The sequence below is a fragment of the Stenotrophomonas sp. 278 genome, from assembly GCF_003935715.1.
In the GTDB taxonomy this organism is placed as follows: domain Bacteria; phylum Pseudomonadota; class Gammaproteobacteria; order Xanthomonadales; family Xanthomonadaceae; genus Stenotrophomonas; species Stenotrophomonas maltophilia_AH.
The window spans coordinates 1-12,865 of the sequence record NZ_RHPP01000025.1; the positions used below are offsets into that span (position 1 = coordinate 1).

Annotated in this window: 17 protein-coding genes; 3 read left to right on the plus strand and 14 right to left on the minus strand. The window is 66.8% G+C overall.

The genetic code is table 11. The annotated features are described in order from the left end of the window. From folP to rlmE, 5 genes are all read right to left on the minus strand, one after another. Nucleotides 1–839, minus strand: an 839-nt coding sequence (folP, locus tag EGJ34_RS06215) for a dihydropteroate synthase (protein ID WP_125359633.1), incomplete at its 3' end; no start/stop codon positions are given. 56 nt (nucleotides 840–895) lie between these two features. After that, entirely contained in the window at nucleotides 896–1,393 is a 498-nt protein-coding gene (locus EGJ34_RS06220; RefSeq protein WP_125359634.1) for a hypothetical protein, read from the minus strand. 89 nt (nucleotides 1,394–1,482) lie between these two features. Further along, nucleotides 1,483–1,665 carry a hypothetical protein gene (locus EGJ34_RS06225; RefSeq protein WP_125359635.1) on the minus strand — a complete coding sequence of 61 codons (183 nt, stop codon included), beginning with the start codon at nucleotides 1,663–1,665 and terminating at the stop codon, nucleotides 1,483–1,485. Between the two features lie 60 nt (nucleotides 1,666–1,725). Beyond that, nucleotides 1,726–3,669 (minus strand): ATP-dependent zinc metalloprotease FtsH, encoded by a 1,944-nt coding sequence (ftsH, locus tag EGJ34_RS06230; RefSeq protein WP_185750079.1) that lies wholly within the window; start codon nucleotides 3,667–3,669, stop codon nucleotides 1,726–1,728. A 53-nt stretch (nucleotides 3,670–3,722) separates the two neighbouring features. Further along, complete coding sequence (rlmE, locus tag EGJ34_RS06235; protein WP_125359637.1) at nucleotides 3,723–4,355, minus strand: 23S rRNA (uridine(2552)-2'-O)-methyltransferase RlmE; 633 nt, start codon at nucleotides 4,353–4,355, stop codon at nucleotides 3,723–3,725. Between the two features lie 65 nt (nucleotides 4,356–4,420). Between rlmE and yhbY the strand changes: the two genes are divergently transcribed. Further along, nucleotides 4,421–4,726 (plus strand): ribosome assembly RNA-binding protein YhbY, encoded by a 306-nt coding sequence (yhbY, locus tag EGJ34_RS06240; RefSeq protein WP_125359638.1) that lies wholly within the window; start codon nucleotides 4,421–4,423, stop codon nucleotides 4,724–4,726. 7 nt (nucleotides 4,727–4,733) lie between these two features. After that, nucleotides 4,734–5,108, plus strand: a complete 375-nt coding sequence (locus EGJ34_RS06245; RefSeq protein WP_125359639.1) for an Mth938-like domain-containing protein — start codon at nucleotides 4,734–4,736, stop codon at nucleotides 5,106–5,108. 124 nt (nucleotides 5,109–5,232) lie between these two features. On the opposite strand, the gene EGJ34_RS06250 is transcribed toward EGJ34_RS06245, so the two are convergent. From EGJ34_RS06250 to surE, 4 genes are read right to left on the minus strand one after another with little or no spacing between them, the layout of a single operon-like run. Further along, nucleotides 5,233–6,012: a peptidoglycan DD-metalloendopeptidase family protein gene (locus EGJ34_RS06250; protein ID WP_125359640.1), complete on the minus strand. Its 780-nt coding sequence runs from the start codon at nucleotides 6,010–6,012 to the stop codon at nucleotides 5,233–5,235. Beyond that, entirely contained in the window at nucleotides 6,009–6,623 is a 615-nt protein-coding gene (locus tag EGJ34_RS06255; protein ID WP_125359641.1) for a DedA family protein, read from the minus strand. Before EGJ34_RS06255 ends, EGJ34_RS06250 begins: the two co-directional genes overlap by 4 nt. 19 nt (nucleotides 6,624–6,642) lie before the next feature. Further along, entirely contained in the window at nucleotides 6,643–7,320 is a 678-nt protein-coding gene (locus tag EGJ34_RS06260; RefSeq protein WP_125359642.1) for a protein-L-isoaspartate(D-aspartate) O-methyltransferase, read from the minus strand. Beyond that, the gene (gene surE / locus EGJ34_RS06265; protein ID WP_125359643.1) at nucleotides 7,317–8,096 is read right to left on the minus strand and encodes a 5'/3'-nucleotidase SurE; all 780 of its coding nucleotides are present in this window, start codon (nucleotides 8,094–8,096) and stop codon (nucleotides 7,317–7,319) included. Before surE ends, EGJ34_RS06260 begins: the two co-directional genes overlap by 4 nt. 187 nt (nucleotides 8,097–8,283) lie before the next feature. Between surE and EGJ34_RS06270 the strand changes: the two genes are divergently transcribed. Beyond that, on the plus strand, nucleotides 8,284–8,823 hold the full coding sequence (locus tag EGJ34_RS06270) for a Smr/MutS family protein (protein WP_125359644.1): 540 nt from the start codon (nucleotides 8,284–8,286) through the stop codon (nucleotides 8,821–8,823). Nucleotides 8,824–8,885: 62 nt separating this feature from the next. Here EGJ34_RS06270 and truD read toward each other — a convergent pair whose 3' ends face one another. The 5 genes from truD to eno are packed head-to-tail and all read right to left on the minus strand — an operon-like array spanning nucleotide 8,886 to nucleotide 12,812. Further along, the gene (truD, locus tag EGJ34_RS06275; protein ID WP_125359645.1) at nucleotides 8,886–9,929 is read right to left on the minus strand and encodes a tRNA pseudouridine(13) synthase TruD; all 1,044 of its coding nucleotides are present in this window, start codon (nucleotides 9,927–9,929) and stop codon (nucleotides 8,886–8,888) included. Next, on the minus strand, nucleotides 9,926–10,423 hold the full coding sequence (gene ispF / locus EGJ34_RS06280; RefSeq protein WP_125359646.1) for a 2-C-methyl-D-erythritol 2,4-cyclodiphosphate synthase: 498 nt from the start codon (nucleotides 10,421–10,423) through the stop codon (nucleotides 9,926–9,928). Before ispF ends, truD begins: the two co-directional genes overlap by 4 nt. 49 nt (nucleotides 10,424–10,472) lie before the next feature. Next, the gene (gene ispD / locus EGJ34_RS06285; protein ID WP_125359647.1) at nucleotides 10,473–11,171 is read right to left on the minus strand and encodes a 2-C-methyl-D-erythritol 4-phosphate cytidylyltransferase; all 699 of its coding nucleotides are present in this window, start codon (nucleotides 11,169–11,171) and stop codon (nucleotides 10,473–10,475) included. Beyond that, nucleotides 11,168–11,521, minus strand: a complete 354-nt coding sequence (gene ftsB / locus EGJ34_RS06290) for a cell division protein FtsB (protein ID WP_125359648.1) — start codon at nucleotides 11,519–11,521, stop codon at nucleotides 11,168–11,170. The genes ispD and ftsB overlap by 4 nt, the downstream gene beginning before the upstream one ends. 4 nt (nucleotides 11,522–11,525) lie before the next feature. Next, complete coding sequence (gene eno / locus EGJ34_RS06295; RefSeq protein ID WP_125359649.1) at nucleotides 11,526–12,812, minus strand: phosphopyruvate hydratase; 1,287 nt, start codon at nucleotides 12,810–12,812, stop codon at nucleotides 11,526–11,528. Between the last annotated feature and the right edge of the window lie 53 nt (nucleotides 12,813–12,865).

Consider the following 12,865-nt stretch of genomic DNA (forward strand, 5'->3'; position numbering starts at 1 on the left):
GCATCCACGGCGGCCCAGACCTTGAGCGCATCGACGGTCGCCGCGACGTCGTGCACGCGCAGGATCATCGCGCCGCGCTGGGCGGCAATCAGGTGCGCTGCGACCGAACCGGCTACGCGGTCACGCGGCTGTTCGCGCCCGGTGAGCTCGCCGATGCTGCGCTTTCGCGACAGCCCGGCCAGCATCGGCACACCCAGCTCCAGAAAGCGTTCGGAGCGGGCCAGCAGGGCCATGTTGTGCTCGGTGGTCTTGCCAAAGCCAAAACCGAGGTCGATCACCAGGTTCTTTTTCGCGATGCCGGCCATCTCGGCCGAGAACATGCGCTCGGCCAGGAAACGGTGCACCTCGGCGACCACGTCGTCGTAGTGCGGGGTGTCCTGCATGCTGCCCGGCTCGCCCTGCATGTGCATCAGCACCACCGGCACCCCCAGTTCGGCGGCTGCAGCCAGCGCGCCGTCCTGACGCAGCGCGTGGATGTCGTTGATCATGCCGGCACCCGCGGCCACGGCCGCGCGCATCACTTCCGGCTTGAAGGTGTCGATGCTGATCGGCACCTGGGTGCGTTCGGCCAGCGCCTGGATCACCGGCACCACCCGGCGCAGTTCTTCTTCGACCGACACCGGCGCGGCACCGGGGCGGGTGGATTCGCCGCCGATGTCGAGCAGGTCGGCCCCTTCGGCCACCAGTTGCAGGCCATGCGCCACCGCCGCGTCGGTGGTGTCGTGCGCGCCGCCGTCCGAGAACGAATCCGGGGTGACGTTGACGATGCCCATCACACGCGGGCGATCCAGTCGCAGTACGCGGCCGCCGCAGTCAAGCTGGGGAGAAGTGTCGAACATGGGCCATCCACGAAATACGCCAGCGCACAGTTTACGCTGGTGCCCCCGGGTAACCGTCAGAAATCGCCGAGCTTGGCGTTGTCGGTCGGATTGCCCAGCCATTCGGCCAGGTCGCTGCCGATGGCGGTCACCACGCGCTCGAGCACGTCGCAGGAGCCCTTGAAGCCGCCAAAGGCCCCGCCGCGCGAGACACGACGCGCGGTCACCGTGGCCACCTTCTGGCCGTCGTCCAACAGCACGCCACGCACGGTGGCTGACTTGAAGTGTCCGCTGAAGGCATTGCCCGCACTCTGCGCTTCCACCAGTTCCAGTTTCAGTACCCGGCCCTGCTCGCCGAGCTCGCCACTGAATTCAATGGTGTTGCCGAACTTGGCCGCGTTGCTGCCCAGCGCGGTCGCCAGCTGCGCGCCCATGCGGCACTCCGCCTTGATGTTGTCGGCGATATAGGCCGAGTCGGAGAACGGAACCGGGTCCTGCACCTGGACGGTGGCAGCGAACGCGGGCGAGGCACAGCACAACAGCGCGGCAGCGGCCGCGCGGATCGGATGACGCATGGTATTCCCCCTGGAATGATGTCCACGGCCGCGTCATGCGACCGTGCCCGCGCATCGTGCCCAGTGCGGTGCCTTCACGCAAGGGAGATTCAGCCTTTGCGGCGCTTGTGATCCAGGTACAGGGTCTTGGCCACGCTCAGGCCGATGCCGAGCGCCACGCCAATGCCGATGCCGAGCAGGTAGTTTTCCGTGGTCAGGCCGACGGCGGCACCGACGACGGTGGCGATCACCATCTCAGTGGTGTGCGAGATCGGGGGCGGTGGGGTGGACATGAAGGGTTCCAGATGAAGAAGGCCGGGTTGCCCCGGCCTTCGTGAGTCGTGCAGTGATGCTCAGTGCTGCTCGGCAGGACCGGCGATCGGCGGCACCGGACGGGCGTCGCCGCCCTTGTCGTTGCTGCCACCTTCGCTCTTGTTGTTCGACTTGCCCCAGCCGGCCGGCGGCGGCGGATCGCGACCTTCCATGATGGCGTCGATCTGCGGCGCGTCGATGGTCTCGTACTGCAGCAGCAGCTGCGACATCGCGTGCAGCTTGTCGGCGTTGTCGGTCAGCAGCTGGGTGGTACGGGCGTAGGCCTTGTCCAGGATGGTGCGGACCACTTCATCGATGCGGCGGGCGGTGTCGTCGGACACGCTCTTGTGCTGGGTGACCGAACGGCCGAGGAACACCTCGTCGTCTTCTTCGCCGTAGGCGATCGGGCCAAGCTCGTCCGACAGGCCCCACTTGGTGACCATGTTGCGGGCCATCTTGGTGGCGCGCTCGATGTCGTTGGAAGCACCGGTGGTGACCTTGTCGGCACCGAAGATCAGCTCTTCAGCCACGCGGCCGCCGTACAGCGAGCACAGCTGCGATTCGATCGCCACGCGGTTCATCGAGTACTTGTCGCCTTCCGGCAGGTACATGGTCACACCCAGCGCACGGCCGCGCGGAATGATGGTGACCTTGTAGACCGGGTCGTGCTCGGGAACCAGACGGCCGACGATGGCGTGGCCGGCTTCGTGGTAGGCGGTGAGGGTCTTCTCCTCCTCGCTCATGGCCATCGAACGGCGCTCGGCACCCATCAGGATCTTGTCGCGGGCACGGTCGAAGTGATCCATGCGGACCTCCTTCTCGTTGCCACGCGCGGCGAACAGGGCGGCCTCGTTGCAGAGGTTGGCCAGGTCCGCACCGGAGAAGCCGGGGGTACCACGTGCAATGACCATCGGCTCGACGTCATCGGCCAGCGGCAGCTTGCGCATGTGCACGCGCAGGATCTGCTCGCGGCCCTTGACGTCGGCCAGGCCGACCACGACCTGGCGGTCGAAGCGGCCCGGACGCAGCAGCGCCGGATCCAGCACGTCCGGACGGTTGGTGGCAGCGATGACGATGACGCCTTCGCCCCCTTCAAAGCCGTCCATTTCCACCAGCAGCTGGTTCAGGGTCTGCTCGCGCTCGTCGTGACCGCCACCCAGGCCGGCACCACGATGGCGACCGACGGCGTCGATTTCGTCAATGAAGATGATGCACGGTGCCTGCTTCTTGGCCTGCTCGAACATGTCGCGCACGCGGCTGGCACCGACACCGACGAACATTTCGACGAAGTCCGAACCGGAGATCGAGAAGAACGGCACCTTGGCCTCGCCGGCAATGGCGCGGGCCAGCAGGGTCTTGCCGGTACCCGGCGGACCGACCATCAGCACGCCGCGCGGGATCTTGCCGCCCAGCTTGGTGAACTTGCTCGGGTCGCGCAGGAAGTCGACGAGTTCGCCCACTTCTTCCTTGGCCTCGTCGCACCCGGCGACGTCGGCAAAGGTGACCTTGATCTGGTCTTCGCCCTGCAGCTTGGCGCGCGATTTGCCAAAGGACATCGCGCCCTTGGCACCGCCGCCGCCGCCCTGCATCTGGCGCATGATGAACAGCCAGAAGCCGATGATCAGGATGACCGGCAGGAAGTTCATCAGGATGGCACCCAGCGAGATGCCACTGGAGGGCTCTTCCTGGACGATTTCCACGTTCTTGCCGCGCAGCACGTTGATCAGGTCGCGGTCGAAGGGCGCGGTGATGGTGGCCGTCTGGCCGCTGCGCGTGGTGTAGGAGATCTGGCTGGTGCCGGCGCGGCCTTCACCGCCGAAGGTCACCTTCTGGACGTTGCCACTGTCCACCTGGTCCAGGAACTGCGAGTACGTGGCACCGGAGGCCCCTGCACCGCTGGTCTTGGGCGAGAAGCTCTGGAACACGACCATCAGCACCACGGCCACGACCACCCATAGCAGGAGGTTCTTGGTCAAGTCGTTCATCCTCATTGGCTCCGTGGTTCCTCTAATGCCTGACGCGATTGGTATGGTCGAGCTTACTTGATCTGGGATCGTTTGCCCTGCCCCAGGGCATAGACCTCGGGCGAGCGCTTACGCGAGGCTTCAGGCTTGCGGATGACCACCTTGTCGTACCGCCGGCGCATTTCACGCACGTAGTCGTCAAAGCCCACGCCCTGGAACAGCTTGATCAGGAACGCGCCACCGGGCTTGAGGTGGTTGTCGGCAAAATCCAACGCCAGCTCGGCCAGGTGCATCATCCGCGGCTGGTCCACCGCGTCCATGCCACTCTTATTGGGGGCCATGTCGGAAAGCACAAGGTCCACCGGCTGGTCGCCCAGCATGGCTTCAAACTGCGATAGGACCGACTGTTCCCTGAAATCGCCGTGAAGGAACTCCACCCCGGCCAGCGGCGGCATCTCCAGAATGTCCAGGGCCAGGACCCGGCCGGTGTCGCCGATCTGGCGGCGGACCTGCTGGGACCAGCCGCCGGGGGCTGCGCCGAGGTCGACCACCACCATATGCGGCTTCAGCAGCCGGTCACGTTCGAGCAGCTCCTCCAGCTTGTAGGCCGCGCGCGAGCGCATGCCCTCTGCCTGCGCCTTCTTCACGAAGGGGTCGGAAAAGTGCTCTTTCAACCAACGTTGACTGCTTTTGCTGCGCGTTGCCATGGGACTGGGGGCCTTTTGGGACGGTCATGATACCCTGATCGCCCTGATTAACCGTCCGTTCCTGAATGTCTACTGCCCTCACCTCCTCCCAGACCCGCTTCCTCCGCGGCCAAGCCCACGATCTGAAGGCCCTGCTGCAGATCGGCGGAAAGGGGATCACCCCGGCTTTCCTGGCTGAACTGGAGGAGGTGCTGGAGCGCCATGAGCTGGTGAAGGTGAAGGTCGGTGCGGAAGACCGCGACACCCGCGACGCCATGGTTGCCGAGCTGACCGAGGCCACCGGCAGCGCGCTGGTGCAGCGGATCGGCCACACCGCCGTGCTGTACCGCCCGAGCAAGGAACAGCGCAAGATCGTGCTGCCGCGCGGCTGATCCGGTCATGCAGCTCAGCCACGAACTGCCCGATTACGCCTACACGCTGCGCGCCGCCAGTGGCCACAGCGCCACGGTGAACGACAAGGCGCTGGCGGCGAGCTTCATCCTCACCCCGGACCGGCTGGTGGAAAACTGGCCGGTGGCGGTGGGCGCGGCGTTGACCGTGGCCGACCTGGAGCCCGTGCTGGCGCTGGAGCCGGAACTGATCGTGCTGGGCACCGGGGACACCCAGGTGTTCCCGTCAGCCGAGGTGCTGGGCCGCTGCCTGGCCCGCGGCATCGGGCTGGAAGTGATGAACAACCAGGCTGCGGCGCGGACCTTCAACCTGCTGGCCGCCGAAGGCCGCAAGGTCGCCGCCGCGTTCATGTTGGCGGGTTGAGGCCGGGCCGAACGTTTTCCGTAGAGCCACGCCCTGCGTGGCTGCGCGGCAATCGTTAACGGCGCAGCCACGCAGGGCGTGGCTCTACGGTCGATCTGGCCCCCCATAAAGGCGGCATTGGCGCTCAGCGCGCCGGCAGGTACTGCTGCGGGTCGACCGGCTTGCCGTTGTAGCGGATCTCGAAGTGCAGCATGTCGCGGGTGGTGCCGGTGCGGCCCATTTCCGCAATCTGCTCGCCGGCCTTCACGTTCTGGCCTTCGTTGACCAGACGCTTGCGGTTGTGGCCATAGGCCGACAGCCACTGCTCGTTGTGCTTGATGATGATCAGCTCGCCAAAGCCGACCAGTCCGGCACCGGAATACACCACCACGCCCGGGGCGGTGGCCCGCACCGGCTGGCCGCTGGTGCCGGCAATGTCGATGCCCTGCTTGGTCACGTCGGCTGCCACATAACGCCCCACCAGCGCGCCATCGGCCGGCCAGCGCCAGTTGATGTTGTTCTTGATCGGGGTGTTGGTCGGCACCGGGGCTGGCGTGGGAGCCGGCGTGCTGGTGCCCGGACGCGGCGCGGTGACCACGGTGGTCGGGGCGCGGCCCGGCGTGGCACCACCTGGATACAGGCGGATCCGCTGCCCGGGATAGATGGTGTAAGGCTCGCTCAGCCCGTTCCATGCGGCCAGATCACGCGGGGTGATGTTGTGGATGCGGGCCAGCGCATACAGCGTGTCGCCCTTGCGCACGGTCGCGGTCTGGCCCGGCTTGGCGACCGAGGTCTGCGGGGTGCTGTGTCCGCCACGGGGACCAGAGGACTTGACCACGGTGGCAGTGCCGCACGCACTCAGGGTGACCGCTACCGCCACGGCCGTGGCCAGCTTCAGCCCGATGTTCCAACGCTGTGCACTCATGCGAATTTCGCCCTCCAGACAAGCCAGCCAATCAGCAGCACCACCAGCGCGGTCGCAATCCAGCCCAGCGGTTCGATCCAGCGACGTAACGCCGCTTCAGCACGCGCGCCACCGATGCGGATCACCGCCGCCAGCACATACACGCGTTTGCCACGGCCGATCAGCATGCTCAGCACATACTGCGGCATCGGCACGCCGACAATACCCGAGGCCCAGGTGAAGACCTTCATCGGGATCGGCATGAAGCCGCCCAGCACCAGGAAGGTGAAGACCGCCCACGGCGATTCGGCCATTTTTTCCTGGACGATGGCGATGCCGCCTTCGATGCTGGGCAGCATGCCCAGGGCGGCGAACAGCGGCTTGACTGCTTCGAATGCGAAATGGCCCAGTGCGTAACCGACCAGCGCGCCGGCCATCGACCCGGCCAGGCTGAGCGTGGCGAACCACCAGCCGCGCCTGGGCTGGGCCACGCACATCGGGGCCAGCATGACTTCCGGCATCACCGGGAAGATGATGGCTTCAATGAAGCTCAACACGGTGAGATAGGTCGGGGCGCGCTCGTGCGCGGCCCACTTCATTGCCCGCTCGTACAGCGGACCAAAAATCTTCATGAAACGCAGCTCCTTGAATTCAGTCCAGCATGCCAGACAGCAGGGGAACGAACGTGACCGGCGCCAATACCTCATGCGCCACGCTGCCGTCCTCGCGGCGGGTCAGCTGGACCAGCGACTGCGCGCCGGGCCCGCCTACGGGGGCCACCAGGCGCCCGCCCACTGCCAACTGCTCGACCAGCGCATCGACCAATGCCGGCGCAGCGGCGGTGACCACGATGGCGTCGAACGGACCATGTTCAGGCCAGCCGATGCGTCCGTCGTCATGCTTGCTGCGGATGTTCATGCCCAATGCGCGGAAGCGCTTGCGCGCCTGCCGCAGCAGGTCGCCGATGCGCTCGACGGTGTACACCTCCAGGCCCAGTGCGCCGAGCACGGCGGCTTGGTAGCCCGAGCCGGTGCCCACTTCCAGTACCTTCTTGGGCGCGCTCTGCAGCACCGCTTCGGTCATCCGCGCCACCACCCAGGGCTGGGAGATGGTCTGGCCATGGCCGATCGGCAGCGCGGTGTCTTCGTAGGCACGCGAAGCCAGCGCTTCGTCGATGAACAGATGCCGCGGCACCACACGGATGGCATTGAGGGTGGTTTCGTCGACGATGCCGCTTTCGCGCAGGCGATCGACCAGGCGGTCGCGCACGCGCTGCGAGGTCATGCCGATACCGACCGCTTCCGGTTGCAGGCGCAGGCGCTGGCTCATGCCGGCTGATCCAGCGACGCGGTCAGCCCGCCGACCCAGCTGGCGACCTTCTCCAGCGCCTGGTAGCGGGTCAGGTCGACCTGGATCGGGGTGATCGAGATATGCCCGCTGCGCACCGCGTGGAAATCGGTGCCGGGACCGGAGTCCTGCTCACGACCGGCCGGGCCGATCCAGAACACTTCGTTGCCGCGCGGGTCGCGCTGCGGAATGCAGCCTTCGGCACGATGCCGGTTGCCCAGCCGGGTGACTTCGAAGCCACGCACCTGGTCCCATGGCAGGTCCGGCACATTGACATTGAGGATGGTGTCGGCGGGCAGCGGGTCGGCCTTGAGCCGGGCGACGATTTCCACCGCGGCACGGGCCGCGGTTTCAAAGTGCTTCGGGTCGTGGTTGTGTGTGACCAGCGAGACCGCCACCGCAGGCAGGCCGAGGAAGCGACCTTCCATCGCCGCCGACACGGTACCGGAGTAGATGACGTCATCGCCCAGATTGGCGGCATTGTTGATGCCTGACACCACGATGTCCGGCTCGTAGTCGAGCATGCCGGTCAGGGCCAGATGCACGCAGTCGGTCGGGGTGCCCGCCACCGCGCAGGTGTAGTGGTCCACGCGCTTGGTGCGGATCGGCAGGTCAAGGGTGAGCGAGTTGCTGGCCCCGGAGCGGTCGCGATCCGGGGCAACCACCATCACTTCATGCCCGGCCTCGCGCAATACGCTGGCGAGCATCCGGATGCCCGGCGCATCGACACCGTCGTCATTGCTGACCAGGATCCGCATCTCCGATTTAACCGCTTGATTTTTCAAGACTTCGATTCCATCACTCTGCTGCGTTGGCGTGACCGGCACTCCCCTCTCCCGGGATCACCCGCCACGCAAGTGCGTCCGCTATTGTGCCGCATGCGGACAGATCGTCCTACCCTGCCGAAAGGTAGGCAGCGCCGATTCAGCACATTAGGCTGTACGCATGTCACATTCTGAAGACGAAGATCCGGCGGCCCTGTTCCGCGCGGCCATTGGCGAGGTGAAGCCGCTGCGCAAGCCGGTGGCGACGCCCCCCTCCACGCCGCGGCCGAAGCCGCGCGCGCGCATGGCTGAACAGGATGATGCCGAGGCCCGGGGCGAATTCGCGCAGCTGCTGCGCAGCAGTTCACCGCTGGAGGCGGGCGACACCGCCAGCTACCGGCGCGAGAACCTGCCGGCGCGGATGTTCCAGCGGCTCAAGCGCGGGCAGTACTCGGTGCAGGACGAACTGGACCTGCACGGGGCGACCGCCGCGCAGGCCGAGAACCTGCTGCGCCAGTTCCTGGCTGACGCGCATGCGCACGACCATGGCTGTGTGCGCATCATTCATGGGAAAGGGCTGCAGTCCGATGGCGGTGCGCCGGTGTTGAAGAACCTTGTCGACCGGCTGCTGCGGCAGCGCAATGACGTGCTGGCGTTTCATTCGGCCCCGCCGGGGCAAGGCGGAACCGGGGCGGTGCTGGTGTTGCTGGCGAACCGGTAGGGGCGCACGACCAACGGTCGTGCGCTACCGGTAGGTCACGACCGTTGGTCGTGACCGCACGTTCAATCGGGCGACACGGCTCCGCCTACGTCCTGCACCGGGCCCAGCTCGTGCAGCACGGCGGTGGCGTAACAGCCCGGCGGCAGCGCAAAGCTCAGTTCCAGCACATCCGGCTGCAGCCACTGATGCTGCATCAACGCCGGGCGCAGCCGCAGCGCGCGCCGCTCCTGCTTCAAACGCGCGTCCTCCAGCCCGGCACGCAGCTGCAGTGACTGCTCGTCACTGATCGCGCCCCGTTCCAGCGCAGCGGCATCGCCCGTGCTGCGCAGCTCACCCTCGCCCCACAACGGGCCGCTGGGGTGAATATCGAAACGCGCCAGTCGCTCCGCCAGCGCGTCACTCCACGCCTCCGGCCCGAACACGCTGCGGCTGCCATCCAGCATCCAGACCTCGCCGTCCAGCGCGGTGTCCCACGTCCCCTGCTCCACCCGTGCCGCCAGCACCTGGTTGAACAGTGCCGAGCGTGCGGCCGACAACAGCAGCGAGCGCTGGTCCTTGCGCATGCGCCGCCCCTGGAACATCGCCAGCGCGGCCGGCACGTTGCCGCCGTCGCGGCCGAAGCGCTGCTCGCCGAACCAGTTGGGCAGGCCGCGCGTGGCGATCTGGGCCAGACGTGCATCGATCAGGGCGGCATCGCCCTGCACGTCACGCAGCACCAGTTTGAAACGGTTACCGGCCAGCGCGCCGCGCTGCAGCTTGCGGTTGTGCCAGGTCGACTCCAGTACCTCGATCTCGGCATCATTCAGCAGCGCCGGATCCGGCGCGACGCGCTTGGGCAGATGCACGCTGAAGCGCTGGGTCGTCACCGCGTGGCGGTCTTTCATTCCCGCGTAGCTGACGCCCATCTCCGGCAGCCCGGCCCAGCGCGCGATCTGCCTGGCCACATGCACCGTGTTGGCTCCGCGCTTGCGCACGGTCAGCAGCAGATGCTCGCCCTCCCCGCTTGGCTCGAACGCGGGCAGTTCGTCAACCTGGAAATCTTCCGGCGTGGTACGGATCTTCCCGGTGAGCAGCGGCGCGCCAAACGCCAGCGGCAACGGAATCACAGCGCCACCAGCAGCACCACGGCCTGCGCGGCGATGCCTTCGCTGCGACCGGTGAAGCCCAGCTTTTCGGAGGTGGTGGCCTTCACACTGACCGTGTCCAGCGCATTGCCGAGCAGCCCGGCAATGCGCTCGCGCATGGCCAGCGCGTGCGGGCCGACCTTGGGCCGCTCGCAGATCACCGTGATGTCGGCATTGCCGACCTGCCATCCGCGCTCGCGCAGCAGGCTGTTGCAGTGCTGCAGGAACTGGCTGCTGTCGGCGTCCTTCCAGCGCATGTCCGACGGCGGAAAGTGCTGGCCGATGTCACCCAGCGCAAGTGCGCCCAGCATGGCATCGCACAGCGCGTGGAGAATCACATCGCCGTCGCTGTGCGCCAGCACGCCGCAGACGTGCGGCACGCGCACGCCGCCGAGCATGATGTGGTCGCCCTCGCCGAAGGCGTGGACGTCGTAACCCTGGCCGATACGGACCGGGGGAAATGCAGGCGTATTCATGACCTAGACCTAACGTAGAGCCGGACTTGCCCGGCTTGGCAATACAAAATCACGATCCGCGTCGCGACAACTCGAACTCAAAACGGGACAGATCAGCCGGCGTGGTGACCTTGAAGTTGTCTTCATTGCCCTCCACCAGCAAGGGACGCAGACCCTGCCGCTCCATCGCCATGGCTTCGTCGGTGATCTCGACACCGGCGGCGGCGGCCTCCTGCAGAGCGCGCGCCAGCTGATGCCGGCGGAACAGCTGCGGGGTCAGCGCACGCCACAGGCGGGCACGCGGCTCGGTGCCGTCGATGCCACCATCGTCGCCAGCGCGCTTGAGGGTATCGCGCACCGGTGCGGCCAGAATCGCACCGACCGGATCATTGCGTCCCACTTCCAGCAGGCGGCCAAGGTCGGCAGCGGCCAGGTTCGGGCGTGCGGCATCGTGCACCAGCACGAACTCGTCGGCGCGCACGTCTTCCGGCAGGGCCTGCAGCCCGGCGAGCACCGATTCCGCGCGGGTAGCCCCGCCGGCGCAGGTCAGGATGGGCTTGTCGGCCAATGTCACCCAACCGGGCCAGTCGGCGTCGTTCTCGGCAATGACCACCATCGCCCCGGCCACCGCCGGATGCGAGAGCAGCGCTTCCAGGGTATGCGCCAGCAGCACACGATCACCCGCGACCAGATACTGCTTGGGCGTCGCCCCGCCAAAGCGGGTACCGCGACCCGCGGCCGGAACCACCGCCCAGATGCCGCCCATCAGGGCACCTCCGGAGCCGGGTTGCCGGGGTCGGCATGGAGCACGGCGGGCGCACGCGGCGCGGCGACCGGCGCGTTCTCGACCACGCGGTAAAACTTCTCGCCAGGCCGGATCATGCCGAGCTCGCTGCGCGCGCGCTCCTCGATGGCGGCCTCGCCTTCCTTGAGGTCTTTCACCTCGGCAGCGAGCGCGTCATTGCGCTGCTGCAGGCCTTCATTGTCGCGTTTCTGGCTTTCGACCTGGGCCTCGAGCACCATCACTTCACCCGAATTGCCCGGGCCGAACCAGAAGCGGTACTGCAGCCATGCCAGCAGTACCGCGAGCACCAGCAGCAGCCAGCGCCAGTTGCGCATGGGGTCAGCGCTTCAGCGAAACGAACGCGTCACGCCCGGCGTAACGCGCGCCAGCACCGAGAGCTTCCTCGATGCGCAGCAACTGGTTGTACTTGGCCACGCGGTCGCTGCGGCACAGCGAGCCGGTCTTGATCTGGGTGGCGGTGGTGGCCACGGCGATGTCGGCGATGGTGGTGTCTTCGGTTTCGCCCGAACGGTGCGAGACCACGGCTGCGTAGTTGGCGCTGTGGGCCATGGCGATCGCTTCGAGGGTCTCGGTCAGGGTACCGATCTGGTTGACCTTGATCAGGATGGCGTTGGCGGTGCCCGACTCGATGCCTTCCTTGAAGATCTTCGGGTTGGTCACGAAAAGGTCGTCGCCGACCAGCTGCACCTTGCCGCCGATGCGGTCGGTGAGCAGCTTCCAGCCCGCCCAGTCGTTCTCGGCCAGGCCGTCTTCGATGGTGATGATCGGGTACTGCGCGGCCCAGTCGGCGAGGAAGTCGACGAACTGCTCGGAGGTCAGGCGCTTGTTCTCGCCGACCAGGTTGTACTTGCCGTTCTCGTAGAACTCGCTGGAGGCTACGTCCAGACCCAGCAGCACGTCCTCACCGGCGGTGTAGCCGGCCTTGCCGATCGCTTCGAGGATGGTGTCCAGCGCTTCGACGTTGCTGCGGAAGTCCGGGGCGAAACCGCCCTCGTCGCCCACGGCCGTGCTCAGGCCGTGGCCCTTCAGCACCGACTTCAGCGAGTGGAAGATCTCGGTGCCAGCGCGCAGCGCTTCGGAGAACGAGGTGAAGCCGACCGGCAGCACCATGAACTCCTGGAAGTCGACGTTGTTGTCGGCGTGCGCACCGCCGTTGATGATGTTCATCATCGGCACCGGCAGGGTGACATCGCGGCCCTGGGCCAGGTACTGCCACAGCGCCTGCTTCTTCGACCCAGCCACCGCGTGGGCGTTGGCCATCGAGACCCCGAGCAGCGCGTTCGCGCCCAGGCGGCCCTTGTTCTCGGTGCCATCGAGGTCGATCAGGCGGCGGTCCAGGCCTTCCTGGTCGGCCGCATCAAAGCCCTTCAGTGCGGCGGCAATGGTCGTGTTGACGTTGCCGACGGCATTGCGCACGCCCTTGCCCAGGTAGCGGGTCTTGTCGCCATCACGCAGCTCCACCGCTTCCTTGGTGCCGGTCGAGGCACCCGACGGCACGGCGGCGCGGCCGAACGAACCGTCCTCCAGGGTGACTTCGGCTTCCAGCGTGGGATTGCCACGGCTGTCGAGGATTTCACGGGCATGGATGCTGCGGATCGCGGTCATGGCGGGCCAAATTCCAGTCAGAAAGGGAGAGCGCCACCTGCGGTGGCGCGTGA

Coding starts and splice junctions, on each gene's coding strand:
- EGJ34_RS06220 (WP_125359634.1), bottom strand. CDS start 1,393: ATGCGTCATCCGATCCGCGCGGCCGCTGCCGCGCTGTTGTGCTGTGCC.
- EGJ34_RS06225 (WP_125359635.1), bottom strand. CDS start 1,665: ATGTCCACCCCACCGCCCCCGATCTCGCACACCACTGAGATGGTGATC.
- ftsH (WP_185750079.1), bottom strand. CDS start 3,669: ATGAACGACTTGACCAAGAACCTCCTGCTATGGGTGGTCGTGGCCGTG.
- rlmE (WP_125359637.1), bottom strand. CDS start 4,355: ATGGCAACGCGCAGCAAAAGCAGTCAACGTTGGTTGAAAGAGCACTTT.
- yhbY (WP_125359638.1), top strand. CDS start 4,421: ATGTCTACTGCCCTCACCTCCTCCCAGACCCGCTTCCTCCGCGGCCAA.
- EGJ34_RS06245 (WP_125359639.1), top strand. CDS start 4,734: ATGCAGCTCAGCCACGAACTGCCCGATTACGCCTACACGCTGCGCGCC.
- EGJ34_RS06250 (WP_125359640.1), bottom strand. CDS start 6,012: ATGAGTGCACAGCGTTGGAACATCGGGCTGAAGCTGGCCACGGCCGTG.
- EGJ34_RS06255 (WP_125359641.1), bottom strand. CDS start 6,623: ATGAAGATTTTTGGTCCGCTGTACGAGCGGGCAATGAAGTGGGCCGCG.
- EGJ34_RS06260 (WP_125359642.1), bottom strand. CDS start 7,320: ATGAGCCAGCGCCTGCGCCTGCAACCGGAAGCGGTCGGTATCGGCATG.
- surE (WP_125359643.1), bottom strand. CDS start 8,096: ATGCGGATCCTGGTCAGCAATGACGACGGTGTCGATGCGCCGGGCATC.
- EGJ34_RS06270 (WP_125359644.1), top strand. CDS start 8,284: ATGTCACATTCTGAAGACGAAGATCCGGCGGCCCTGTTCCGCGCGGCC.
- ispF (WP_125359646.1), bottom strand. CDS start 10,423: ATGAATACGCCTGCATTTCCCCCGGTCCGTATCGGCCAGGGTTACGAC.
- ftsB (WP_125359648.1), bottom strand. CDS start 11,521: ATGCGCAACTGGCGCTGGCTGCTGCTGGTGCTCGCGGTACTGCTGGCA.
- eno (WP_125359649.1), bottom strand. CDS start 12,812: ATGACCGCGATCCGCAGCATCCATGCCCGTGAAATCCTCGACAGCCGT.